Here is a 13,688-nt window from a genome sequence, read left to right as displayed (position 1 = left end):
TACTATTGGCCCGACATAAACCGGAATGTAATTTTGTTATAGGACTGTACATTCTTGTTGTGTGGTGCATCTATAGAACCGTTTAGCTTTCCTTTGCTATCTTTCTCGATTTTTATATTTCGCCAGTCAAAAGCGCCTTTTTCATAATCCAGGCTTTGACCGTCATCGTCATAGAGTTTGTAAGTACCTTGTTTCTGGCCATATACTCTTATTTCCAGATCTACTTTCTCTCCCTTGCGGGGCGCATGCAATTTCGCTTCCATCATAGGAATAATGCCACCATCTTTTACGAATACCGGGATTTTGTCAAGTCCTGGTGTTACCGTTATAATTTCCCCATCGCCTGCATATGCCCCGGTATAAAAATCAAACCATTTTCCTTTGGGTAAAATAACTTTTCTTGTTTGCTGGCCGGTAAATAAAGGCGCTACTAAAAGATATTCGCCGGCCATATATTGATCCTTCACCTCTTTAGTGGTAGCTTCGAGGTACGGGTTATCGTCCAGGTTTCCTTTTACGGCACTCACCGCATTTACTTCAAAACCGGGCTCCAGGCTCATACCACGGAAAACAGGAGTTCCTTCAAAACGATATTTTGCAAACTCGCTGTACCAATAAGGCATCATTTTCATACGAAGTAATGCCAACTCTTTCACCTGCTCTGCCACATCGGGGTAAGACCAGGGTTTGGTGCCGCTTGACCAGGCGTTGATCATGGCCATTGGTGAAAAAATTACAGTTTGAAAGCGGCGCAGCCATTCCTCAGAAGTTTTGGAAGCACGGGCTTCCGGCGTCCATAATACACCAATATAGCCGCTGTTGATCAGGGCCGTAATAAAATCTTCATGATTATAATAATCATTATAGATAACATAAGGGAACGAATTAGCACCGGCATTGGAAGCTCTTACCAAACCATAGGTACGTTCATTCTTTTGCCTGAACATATCCAGGCTATACCGCATAGCCAATACGCCATAAGTCTGCCGCATGGACTCGCCTGTTAAACCGCCGGGAAAACGCGCCACATCCGGCCACAGATAATAATCATATCCATCTACCTCATCGATCTTATAGCCACTTACGCCAATATCTACCTGGTCTTTTTTTAACTGCTCAAAGAAAATATTACGGGCCTGCGGTATTGTAAAATCAGGAGCCTCTCCTACCCACACCGTATGAGAACCTGTATAGGGAGCTATTTTTTTATAGAATCCGGCTTCTTTGGATACATAAGGGTTAATCCATAAGTTTAAACGGATATCATTATCGAGCATCTCTTTTACAAATTTTGCTGGCTGGGGAAAACGTTTTTTATCCCATTCAAAGGTGCCCGGGTAGGCTCGGCTTTGCCATCCTGGTTCCAGGCCCACAAAATCCAAAGGATATCCTTTGAGACGAAAAGAGTCTACCTCTGCTTTTACATCATCAGCTGTATACAACGTTTTCACCCTCTGGGTAAAACCTAAGCCCCAGCGGGGTGGCAGCACACCGCCACCATTAAATAAATTATATCTTCTAACAGCATCCAGGCTGGTAGGGCCTGCAAATACATATACTTCACTACCGGCAGCCGGCACCAAAATCTCTACGGCATCTGAGTAAGGGCGCGAACTCCAGCTTTTATCTTCGTTCCTGTTTTTCTCTGCAGGCGGATGCTTGCTATCTTTTCTTACAGAAGCCCCGGCATATACCGTTATATACCTGGCCGAATTAATAAAAACGCCGTACCCCGCGCTGGATACATAAAAAGGAACCGGGGCATGCGTGCGTCCGTTGTCTTTACCACCGTAGTGATCCATATGTAACTGGAGAATTTTACCCCGCTGATGTACGGTTTGAAAATTTAATCCCAACCCAAACAGCTGTTCTTTCTCTGCCAGGGGAAAACGCAGATAGGTTTTACCATCGACAACTGAAGCCGTAATATCGTTCCTGTTTATGGGCAATGGGCTATTCCCCATCTTTTGCAAAGCTTCGGTTGCAGGAATTGAGCCGGATGCCTTTAATAAATCGTAAGACTCAGGTTGCCCTGCAATACCCTTCCATACACCGGGCGCTACCTGCTGCCATTGCAGAGACTGGGCACTAACCCTGATCAATAAGGTTGCAAAAAAGCAAACGTAAAAAATATATCGACGCATTGGTTATAGTGGTACAATGGTGTACCTTTTTCCTTTTTCGGTTTTAAAATTAATGGTATACCCTTCCGGCGTATTTACATCGGGGAGTTTCTCTTTTGTATTATTAAGATAGTTGAGCTTTTCGTACCGGGTTAGTAAATTATTGCCGGCAATGCCTACATTTTTCAAAGAAGTAGTTTCTACTACTTTTACAGGCTGCAGGGTGTGCAGGCTACAGTCGCCTCCAATTTCAGAATAGACGGTTGCGCTGGTAAGCTTATTGTTTTTCCAGTTGATATCTACTTTAAAATTCCCCCTGGCTTTAATACCGCTTATAAACCCGTCTTTCCATACAGCGGGAAGTGCAGGCAGCAGGAATAAATACCCTTCATGGCTTTGCAACAGCATTTCTGTCATACCCGCTGTTGCTCCAAAGTTCCCGTCGATCTGAAAAGGAGGATGCGCGTCGAACAGGTTCGGATAAGTACCTCCACCACCCATAGTTTCCCTTTTCTCCCGCGGATCAATATAAGCAAAGGCATCGCTTAAGATCTTATAAGCATGGTCTCCGTCGCGGAGGCGGGCCCACCAGTTGATTTTCCAGGCCATGGACCAGCCCGTGCTCACATCGCCCCGGAAGATTAATGATTGCTTTGCTGCCGCTGCCAGTTCCGGCGTCTTGCTCAACGTCACCTGGCTGCCAGGGTACAATCCAAATAAATGAGACAAATGGCGATGCTTATCTGTTGGTGCATCCCAGTCTTTAAACCACTCCTGCAGTTGGCCGTATTGCCCGATATTAAAAGGATACAATTGATCCATTGTTTTTTTAAGAGTGGCTGCAAAAGCCGCATCGGTTTTTAGTACCTCAGCTGATTTAATGACAGCGGTAAACAGTTCCCTGATGATGGACATATCCATAGTACTGGCCATGGTGAGCTGGTGCTCTTTGCCGTTGATCTTAATGGTATTTTCGGGAGAAGAGGAAGGATTGGTAACCAGCATACCCGATTGGGGATCTTTGACCAGCCAGTGCAACAGGAACTGCGCAGCGCCTTTCATTAAAGGATAGCCTTTCTCTCTTAAAAATTGCTCGTCGCCTGTAAAAAGATAATGCTCCCATAAATGAGTACTGAACCAGCCGGCAGCCATGGGCCAGCAACTCCACCTCGGCATAGCAGAGGGGTCATTCCAGCCTTGCCCGCCCGGAGGAGAGGTCTTTGCCCAAAGATCTGAGTTATGATGAGCTGTCCAGCCTTCATTGATGCCATAGTTTACTTTGGCCGTTACCGCTCCGTTTACAGCCAGTTCTTTCATAAAGTCGAACAAAGGCTGATGGCATTCGGAAAGATTGGTATTTTCTGCCAGCCAATAATTCATTTCGGTGTTAATGTTGGTGGTATAATTGCTGCCCCAGGGTGGCTGCACATGTTCGTTCCAGATACCCTGCAGGTTGGTAGGTCTTGATCCGGGCCTGGAAGATGCAATCATCAGGTAGCGACCCAACTGATAATATAAAGTTTGTAAGCCAAAATCATCAGGCGTTTTAGCGAAACGTCTCAACCGTTCATTGGTTGGTAAATTAGCATGGAGCGAAGGACTGTTAATCTTAAAAATAACCCTGTCAAACAAATTACGATAGTCGGCAACATGGCTTTGCCGGAGTTTTTCGAAAGTTATGTTTTGTACCCGTTGCATATTGCTACCAGCTTCCTTATGCGGATCTTTTCCTTCTTTGCCTGGTGATTTATTAAAACCATTAAAACTGGTAGCATTGGTTAAATAGAGCGTAACTATGTTCGCTCCTGAAATATGAAGCTGATCGCCTATAGCTTTTACTGTTGCACCTGGCGCTACTATTTTTAACTGAACTTCAAAGTTGATACCCTCGCCATTCCAATCGTCATATACTACCTGCTCTTTTTCATAAGCACGATTCGCTACAAACTTCGGTGCTTTGCCGGTTAACACCAGTCCATCCTTTCCATTCGCTGCAACTCTGTATTTTAGTTTACTACTGAGCGCTGCCGAAATGTTGATCGCCTTGCTTTTATTGGCGCTGAGGCGTACTACCAGTGCTTTATCGGGATGGCTAACAAAAGCTTCCCTGGTATAGGTTACTCCATTCAAAGTATACTTTACCGTAGCTGTAGCTGTATTGAGATTCAAATCGCGGTAATAAGCCGAAGCTGTTGTATCCGGACCCAATGTTCTCAGCCATAGATCGGCCATAGGAAGATAACGGGCTGAATAAGGTCCATGCATTTTTTTCCAGACATTGGTGGCGCTATCGTATAAACCTGCAAAAATGAGCCGGCGCACCTCAGCCAAAATCACCGGGCCACCAGGAGTATTGCCCGGGTTGGGAGCACCCGACCAAAGCGTATTATCATTCAGTTGCAGGCGCTCTGTTCCCACACCACCAAATATCATAGCGCCCGTTTTGCCATTACCTAAAGGAAGCGCTTCTTCCCAAATAGATGCAGGTTTATCGTACCATAGTTTTAAATCGTCCTTACCTGATTTAACCTGGGCATCTGCCAGCAATACACTGAATAAACCAATCAATAAAAAGACCTTTTTATGCATCACTATAAATTAAAAAAAGTAACAGGAAGCTGACCCACTTTAGCACTGGCTACCGATCGTCCGCCGTTTGTTTGAATGCGAATCGTAGCACGTCCATTATATAATTGTACAAGCCTGGATCCTCCCGATGTGCCCAGGTTATCTATTAAAGTACCATCACCCGTTAAGCCGAAACGAATCCAGTTCACCGCATCCAGGCATTGAACATTCTTTGCATCATATAGCCTGGCCTCAATCGTAACAATTCCATTTTCTTCGCTGATCTTTTTTAGCGAAACCTGCGCGGGTTGAGCCCATTTCTCGGTCTGGTACTTAAAACGGATCGTATCGGTCACTACCGTTTTACCTTTACGGGCCATTACATGAACATTATAGCTACCCTTTTTTAAAGGCATATTCCAGCGAAGGCCCGCGGCTGGAAAATCCTGGCTGTTTCTTTTTTTAATACCATACGATTGACCATTTACGAACAGCTCCGCTTCATCACAATTGGAATATACTTTGATCATTTTTTCTTCATTTTCGTTACCCCAGCGTACCGGCCACGAATGCCCGTAAATATGAACCATGGGCCGGGTAGCCCAGTATGATTGAAACACGTAGTAAGCTTCTTTTTTGGTAAGATCTCTTTCAACCACGCCTTTCTGATTCATGTAGGGAACCGGGTTTTCAGGTCGAACCGGTGTTGAGAAATCCTTGAATGGCCATTGCGCGGTACCAGTTAACCAAGGCATGGTTTCCTGCTCTTTTAAATGCCAGTCTACCAGGTTGCATATATAGGTCTCACTCCAGTCACCATCTTTGGAAGCCCTGGCAGCACCACCATACAGGGAGGCATCGCCGGCTCTTTCATCGGCCGTGCCGCTTGCTTTAATATTCTGCAAAGCTTTATCAGGGGTTTCTGAATGTCGTCCCGCATGGCTGTCGCCGCCCCATTCTACATGAAGAAAATGATCTACCTTATCAAATTCAGCTTTTGAAACTTCTTTATACTCGGTATAAACGCCGCGATACCAACCGGCCCAGATCGAGGGCGAATAAACATCTACAATATCTTTACAAAAATCGCAGCGCCGGATAGCGGTCTTTCTGGTAGGATCTAACTGATGAGACAAGTCGTGCAATTCTTTCATATAAGCACGTATCTTTTGCTGATCAAACTCCGGGAAATCGTTAGGCCAGTCATTCTCATTGCCCAGGCCCCAGATAATTACTGAAGGATGATTATAATGCTGCCCGATCATATTACGCAACATGCGTTTCCCCTGCTCCTGGTACACCGGACCGCCTAAACCTCCACGACACCATGGAATTTCTTCCCATACCAAAATGCCCAGGCTATCACAAAGATCAAGGATCACCCGCGATTGCTGATAATGTCCAAGCCGGATAAAATTCACACCCATCTCCTTCATTGCAATCATCTCTTCCCGCATTTGATCTTCCGTCATTGCAGCAGCTACCCCTGCATGGTCTTCATGCCGGTGCGTGCCTCTCAAGAGTAATCTTTTGCCATTCAACAAAAACGGGCCTTTTTTTACAAACTCAAAGCTTCTGAAACCAATACGGGTTTGCGTTGTTTGAGTTACAGCGCCGGATGTAATTGTGGCTTCCAGCGTGTACAATACCGGCTGGTCGGTGCTCCAAAGCCCGGGATTTTTAACCATCAGATCTCCTGCATTAATATCACCGTTCAACTGCTGTACCTGCTTTTCTATCTTTTGAACTTCCCTGCCGAGCGGGTCTTTTAATTTTATCGACAATTGTGCAGTTGTCAAATGGCCGGGATTCTCCAGGAGTACCTTTACATTTACCATGGCCGATTTGCTATTGGCAGCAACTACAGGCGTAGCAAACAGGCTATTGATATAGAGTGATGGCTGATAAACAAGATTTACATAACGATACAAGCCTCCATATAAATTAAAGTCAGAAAGATCAGAAGGCATCATCTCCAGGTCGCGTGAATTATCACAACGTACAGACACCGGCACTTTTCCTTTAAACGTTTTTACCAATTCTTTATTTTGAAGGAAAGCTGCAACGGCTTCTGTTATATCTACACTCCATTCATCATAACCACCTACATGCTCCCCTACTTTGGTGGTATATACGTATACCTGGGTTTTTTGTCCGGCACCTTCAAAATGCAGTAATGTTCTTCCTCCTTCATAGGGATTCTTTACATCCAATTGTGTTTTATACCACATAGGGCCCTGGTAATAATTCACATCCGGATCTACCGCATCTTTATCATTAGCGCAATGAGGCAGGCTAACCTTGGTCCACAGCGGTACCGATTCGGGGCTGCCTTCTTTTCCCGGGCGCACCGCCTCCCATATACCGCCCAGGTCCTGTTTAAGAAATTGCCAGTCGTTGATCAACCTTACCGATTGCTGCGCTGCGGCGCAAAATTGGAAAGTAATTAAAACAAAAAGGAGCCAATACTTCATAATTATCTGATCGTTCTTTATGGGATATAATCTACTACTCTATCTACAATATGCACAGGACCGTTTGTTGCTACAAAGCCGGCCGCCCGGGTCTGTGTCATCAACTTACTACCAATAAAATCATTGATTCTGAACTTCATATTCTGATCATTCACCACGCTAAAATAGATCACACTTTCCGGATTATTGGCATAAGTGTTCGGCGGTTGTAAAGTTTTAGCCTTTACAGGTGTAGGACCTACACCACCAAAGTTATGCTCACCTTCTGCTATTAAATACAATAACCAGTTTTTCACTGAATCCTTTGGATAATCTTCCCATTTGGTTCCAGTGGCAGTTCCTATTTTATGGTATCCAAAGTAACAGTCCGCAGTGATCCTATTGCTGGCCAGCCGGTATACCGCATCATTGTGAAGAAATACAAATGTTTTATTATTCTGCAAGTACAGGTTGCTATCGATTCCTGAATAAATAATGGCCTGGTACATGCGGTAGAAAACAGAATCCTGCCTTGTTGGCCCTACGGCGTAGTCTTTCAGGAACTGCCAGGCTGTACGATTGATATGAGGATCCAGTACCACCGGTTCAAAATTCCAGTTTTTCTGACGTTCCAGTCCAAATAGCTTTTTGCAACCCGAATTCATTACCAGCAGCACCACCAGGATGCTGCATAAAGGGATGAGTATATTTTTTTTCATTTCTAATAATTTTGTTTAATCATGAGCGTTTTTGCCAACGCTCAAAACATATCTCCTGTAAACGGAACGCGGAAAACGCGGTCATTAAATAACTTCACTAATTAATAGGGAGGATTTTGCTCCAACTTTGTATTAGCATTGAGTACATTTCTGTGAATGGGCCAAAGAATAGTTCTGGGATCACCCCAACCGGTTGCAGGTGAACTTCTTTGGATTTGCCTTCTTCTTAATATCGGATCCATCACTTCAATTACTTTGTCGGTTCTTAAAAGGTCAAACCAACGTTTGGCCTCCATATATAATTCGAGCTTTCTTTCTGCCAGTATTGCCGATTCCATAATTGTTTGATTATTCAGGGAGTCGGCACGGTAAGCGGTAACGCCAGCCCTGGCACGTACCTGGTTTAAAAGGCTGAGAGCGGTGCCGGGATCATTGAGTTTATTGGCGGCTTCTGCGCGCAGCAAAACAATGTCGGCCCACCGATAGATCGGGAATAATATATTGGCTTCTGCGCCGTTAGGATATACCTGATTACCACTAGCGTTGAGATTAGGCGCATAAAATTTCAAAAACTTATCATGACTGGTATTTTTAAAATCAATAGTTTGGGGTCCGCGGATATCAGAAACTGTGGTAGTCCAATAGGTCCATACAGAATCTTCTACTTCAAAATCACTATTAGTATTGCCGGCGCCAATTAACGTAGACACTTCAGCGCCACCGTCTAATGTCCAATCCCAATGTACACTCCATATAGACTCCTTTGTAGAAGCCGGTGCAATAAAGAGATTTTTCCATGTGGCGGTAGGCTCAAGACTATACTTTTTTAACGCCATTAATTTATCATATGCATTTTTGGCCAGCTGATAATCTTTTTTCCACATGGCCACATCCATTTGCAGTGCATAAGTTCCGCCAACATTGGCCTCAAATACACTGTTCAGAGCGGGGTTAGCCAGGCCTGCCGCCATTTCAAGATCTTTAAGAATAAGTGTATCCACTATTAAATTCCTTGATGTTTTGGGCTTATCCGGGCTCAGGTTGATATCTTCATAGGGTTCGGTCCATACGGGAACATCTCCCCAGAGGCGAATTAACCAAAAATAGCATAATGCCCTTGTTGTATAACATTGGGCCAGGTAATGGTTAATGGCACTTTGAGCGATGCCTGTCTGGTGCTCCTGCTTAACAATAGGGATATATTTAATTCCCAGGTTGGCTCTTGCGATAGTAATATAAAAATTGGTCCAATCCGAACCGGTAATGCCCGCGCTCAGCCCATTCATGGCGTAGGATATATTACCATATTGCCCTACCCTGATCTCATCAGTTCTTGCATCGCCATACAATGTATAATCGTTGTCGAAGATGGCCTGTATGCCATCATACATCGCAGCTATACCTCCTTTAATATCGTCCTCGGTTTTCCAGAAAACAGTAGAACCGATTTCCGTTTTTGGATTTTGCTCCAGGAACTTTTTACAGCCGCTGAAGGTGATGATCAGTACTGCAATTAAAAGACTTCTGTATATTATATTTATCATGGCAAATCATTTAAAAGTTAACGTTTACTCCTACTCCAACCTCACGTCTCCGGGGATAACGACCGTTGTCCTGTCCCATTTGCAGAGGATCTCCCGAGGGAAACTCCGGATCAAACCAGGTATAGTTCGTCCAGGTAACTAAATTGGAGCCATAAACGTAAAGGCTTGCTCCCCTGGAAAAAATAGTTTTGGCCCATTGTGGTTTCAGATTATAGGTAAGTCGTGCATAAGACAGCCTTATAAACGAACCATCTTCCAGGAAACGGTCGTTCATACGCATATTACCTGTGGTCTGTCTGCGGCTCACTTCGGGCACATTGGTAATATCACCAGGTTTGAACCATGCCTCATAAATGGTTTGGGGCCTGGGAATAATATGTGTTGGGCCGTAGTTATCGAGTGTTTGAGCAGCATTATTGTAAATCTTGTTTCCCCAGGTTGTGTTAAAGGTAAATGACAGCGAAAACTGTTTGTACGTCAGAGTATTGATGATTGCAGCAAAAAACTTAGGTTGTGCATTTCCTAATATCAGGCGATCCCTGTCATCAATAACACTATCCCGGTTCAGGTTTTCAAAAATCACATCTCCGCCACGCAGTTTACTGCCCCGTCCATAAAGGCTTTGTACGATGCCCGTGTAAGGCTGCCCATTGTAACTATATCCGGAGAACTTTCCGGCTGCATCAAAATTAGGTGTGAGCCGGTCCCAATTTTCATTATAGGCATTAGATTCATCATAAGCGTAAACGCCTAGGGCTTTCCATCCGTAAAAATCCCCCAGCTGACCGCCTTCTCTTATAAACCAGCCGGCATTTCCTCCATCTGCCGTATTACCCGAAATAAATGACTCCCCGTTATAAAGTGTTTTTACGATGCTTTTATACCTCGAATAGTTGGCTACCACATTCCAGTTCAGATTTTTGGTAGAGATAGCCGTTGCGTTTACCTGGAACTCAAATCCTTTGGTTTGAATACTTCCTAGGTTTACCCGAACGCTGTTAAAGCCTGTCTCTCTTGGAAGTGGCCTGTTATACAAAAGATCTTTGGTAGTTTTGTCATATACATCAATGGCTATAGAAATGCGATTTTTCAACAAGCTTATATCTAAACCAAAGTTCGCCTGAATCAAACTCTCCCAGGCCAGCTTAGGATTTCCAAAAGAGTTGCCAAATGCCACACCGGATACCGTATTATAATACCTGCCAAATCCATAACGCTGTAAAGCATCATAGTTTCCGATGCGCTCATTACCTACTTTTCCGTAGCTCGCTCTAAAGCGGGCGTCCGATAACAACGGCTTGGCCCACTGCATAAACTGCTCATCAGAGATTCTCCATCCGGCACCTACAGTTGGAAACAAACCCCAGCTATTGTCCTTTCCAAATCTTGAAGATCCGTCGTAGCGAACCGAACCGTTAATAGTATACTTTCCTTTAAAGCTATATCCTAACCTGCCAAAAAAAGAAGCCAATGTATTGCCACTTGCATTAAACTCAGCAGGCAATATCGTTTGAGCCGAATTGATAGCTATGATGGTTTCGGTAGCATAATTTCTAGCTTCTGTGTAGCTGCTTTTATTATCACTTTTTTCTGCACTAAATCCGGCTGTAAGGTTTATACTATGGTTTTTACCAAAGCGCGGATCATAATTTATAAACGCCTGGTATTGCCATTGCGTGGAACGGTCAAACCCTTCGCCACCATTATTAGATAGCGGCGTGTTAGAGCTTAAGATCTTAGGCGAAAAATCGAGATCATATCCCTGCGTATAAAGAAAAGTATAATTGGTCGTAAACCTCAGGTTCTTCAAAATAGCGTACTGGATCTCGTTGAACAGCTGTGCATTGAACTGTTCTTCATGGTTCACTTCATATAACGCTACAGATAAAGGATTTCTCCTGCCACTTACATATCCTGTAAGCGAACCGTCAGGATAATAGAGCGTAAAATTAGTAGGTCGCTGAAAGGTTTGGTTGATCGTATTGCCTTCATTAATATTATTGCGTTTACGATACCCGAACTGGTAACGGGTAATAAATTTAAATTTTTCATTGGGCACGAAATCCAGGTTGGTACGGGCCTGTACCTGCTTACCCCAGCTGTTGAGGATCAATCCCTGATCATTAACATACCGCATGTTAGTGTAATAATTCAGCGTTTTGCTACCACCGCTCAAACCAAGGTCTACCTGGTCTCTTTTGGCTACTCTTGTTAAGGCATCCTGGTAATCATTATCGGCATTGAAACCAGGATTCAGCGAATCTGTACTGGATCCGGCACCAGAACTGTTGGGGCTTTGCTTTTGCCTGAACAGCCTTACTTCGCTGGCATTTGCCTGGCGCAGCTTATGCGCCAGGAACCCGTAATTTCTCAGATAGCGTACATCAATTCTGGGCTTACCTTCCTGCCCCTTTTTAGTAGTGATAATAATAACGCCATTAGCTGCCCGCGACCCATATATGGCCGAAGACGCAGCGTCTTTCAAAATTTCGATGGACTGGATATCATTGGGATTGATGTTATTTCCATTGGCACCAACTACCCCATCAATAACATATAATGGTTCATTACCGGCACTTGAAAATGTTGATCCCCCACGGATGGTAACAGAACTCTCTGCTCCGGGTTCGCCTGAATTATTAACTACCAGTAACCCCGCTGCCTGTCCCTGCAGGGCATCGGCAATATTAACGGCCTGCCGTTCCTCAATTTGCTTGGCACTGATAGAGGTAATGGCACCGGTAACATCTCTTTTCTTCTGGGTTCCATAACCAATAACCACCACATCGTCCAGATCGGAAATGGATTCAAATAAAGTGATGTCTATTTTTTCCCGGTCATTCACCGCTTCCTCTTTCTCGAGGTAACCGATAGCAGAAAACACCAGCACAGTTTGCCCATCGGGAACAGACAAACTATAGCGTCCTTCCCCATCGGTCATAGTGCCGCCTTTCAAGCCTTTTTGTGTTACAGAAACGCCTTTAACAGGTACTCCCTTTGAATCTGTGACTACACCTGTAACCTTGATCTTTTTTTGTTGAAGCCAATTCATGCCATTTGTAGAAACAACAACCCGATGTCCCCTTGCGGCATAAAGGACATTTGAATATGCAAATTGCATGATGATAACAAGAAGCAATAGCCATAGATAGTATCTCTTTTTTGTAAAGCAGTACGTCATACAGTTTTATTTAAAAAATGCGCAATCGTTTATTAATACTGCAAGTAAAGCCGTTTTCATACGAGAACAGATAGACATATTATCCAAGTAATAAGCAATTTTACCATTCATATATTCCCTCGTTCAGTTATGGTGTATATTTCGTTTATAAATCCGAAATGCATTTCCATACTCGTATAAAAAATCAGAATGAAACCACACTTGCTAAAAATTGCGCCTGCTCCCGGTACCTCTTTTGAAGTCAGGCGCGATCTGTTTCCAATCAACAGGCGCTGGCATTGCCATGAAGAAATAGAGCTGATATATATTGCAAAAGGCACAGGGATGTTACTGATCGGCGACCACGTAAGACTTTTCGCTGCGGGAGCTATTTGCCTGATCGGATCGCATGTTCCACACTACTGGCGTTTTGATGACAAGTATCATGAAGCAGGTGTAGAAGAAAGCATCAATGTAATTGCTATCCATTTCCTGGAATCTTTCTGGGGACAGAAATTCTTGAAACTTCCGGAAAATACGGATATCAGGTTACTTTTGGAAAATGCCAAAAGAGGTATTCTTATTGATGAAATGAATGAAGAGTTAATACATTCTTTTGAAGATGTGCTGAATACCGACAGGCCTTACCGGATCATCGCTCTACTAACCATCCTTACAAAAATAGCCGGCTGGAAAAATCAGCTTTACCTTTCTTCAGCAGACATTCAGTTAAATGTTGGAGCTACAGAAGAAGAAAGGATTAACGAGGTGTATGAGTATACCATAAAAAATTTCAGAAAGAAAATTCAGCTGGATGAAATTGCAAAAATCGCAGGCGTACGTCCCAACTCCTTTTGCCGCTTTTTCAAATTAAGAACGAGAAAAACCTATACACAATTTATCGCCGAGCTGAGGATTGCCCATGTTTGTAAACTATTGATCAAGACCGATAATCCAATTAAGAAAATTTGCTACGATAGCGGCTTCTATAATTTCACCTCCTTTCATAAATGTTTTAAACAGGTTACCGGCATGAGTCCTCTTCTCTACCAGAAAAAACATAAGCCTCTGTCAGGTTAAAGAATTTAAACAGTACAAGGACTTATTACCCATCAATTCAA

Annotated in this window: 7 protein-coding genes; 1 reads left to right on the top strand and 6 read right to left on the bottom strand. The window is 43.7% G+C overall.

From position 1 onward, the window contains the following. Positions 1-2: 2 nt before the first annotated feature. The 6 genes from ACLOAU_RS13100 to ACLOAU_RS13075 form a co-directional block, all read right to left on the bottom strand. Entirely contained in the window at positions 3-2,144 is a 2,142-nt protein-coding gene (locus ACLOAU_RS13100; RefSeq protein ID WP_427862314.1) for a glycoside hydrolase family 31 protein, read from the bottom strand. 3 nt (positions 2,145-2,147) lie between these two features. Next, positions 2,148-4,712, bottom strand: coding sequence for a glycoside hydrolase family 95 protein (locus ACLOAU_RS13095; RefSeq protein ID WP_427862313.1), 2,565 nt, complete (start codon positions 4,710-4,712; stop codon positions 2,148-2,150). A 2-nt stretch (positions 4,713-4,714) separates the two neighbouring features. Next, the gene (locus tag ACLOAU_RS13090; protein WP_427862312.1) at positions 4,715-7,165 is read right to left on the bottom strand and encodes a glycoside hydrolase family 2 protein; all 2,451 of its coding nucleotides are present in this window, start codon (positions 7,163-7,165) and stop codon (positions 4,715-4,717) included. Between the two features lie 17 nt (positions 7,166-7,182). After that, the gene (locus ACLOAU_RS13085) at positions 7,183-7,863 is read right to left on the bottom strand and encodes a hypothetical protein (RefSeq protein ID WP_427862311.1); all 681 of its coding nucleotides are present in this window, start codon (positions 7,861-7,863) and stop codon (positions 7,183-7,185) included. A 101-nt stretch (positions 7,864-7,964) separates the two neighbouring features. Continuing rightward, a complete protein-coding gene (locus ACLOAU_RS13080) occupies positions 7,965-9,407 on the bottom strand; it encodes a RagB/SusD family nutrient uptake outer membrane protein (RefSeq protein ID WP_427862310.1) in 1,443 nt (480 codons plus the stop codon). Positions 9,408-9,417: 10 nt separating this feature from the next. Continuing rightward, on the bottom strand, positions 9,418-12,459 hold the full coding sequence (locus ACLOAU_RS13075) for a SusC/RagA family TonB-linked outer membrane protein (RefSeq protein WP_427862309.1): 3,042 nt from the start codon (positions 12,457-12,459) through the stop codon (positions 9,418-9,420). A gap of 318 nt (positions 12,460-12,777) precedes the next feature. Between ACLOAU_RS13075 and ACLOAU_RS13070 the strand changes: the two genes are divergently transcribed. Further along, complete coding sequence (locus tag ACLOAU_RS13070; RefSeq protein ID WP_427862308.1) at positions 12,778-13,647, top strand: AraC family transcriptional regulator; 870 nt, start codon at positions 12,778-12,780, stop codon at positions 13,645-13,647. Positions 13,648-13,688 lie beyond the last annotated feature (41 nt).

Source organism: Paraniabella aurantiaca (genome assembly GCF_050309965.1).
Lineage (GTDB): Bacteria > Bacteroidota > Bacteroidia > Chitinophagales > Chitinophagaceae > Niabella.
This window is presented reverse-complemented; position numbering and strand designations above follow the sequence as displayed.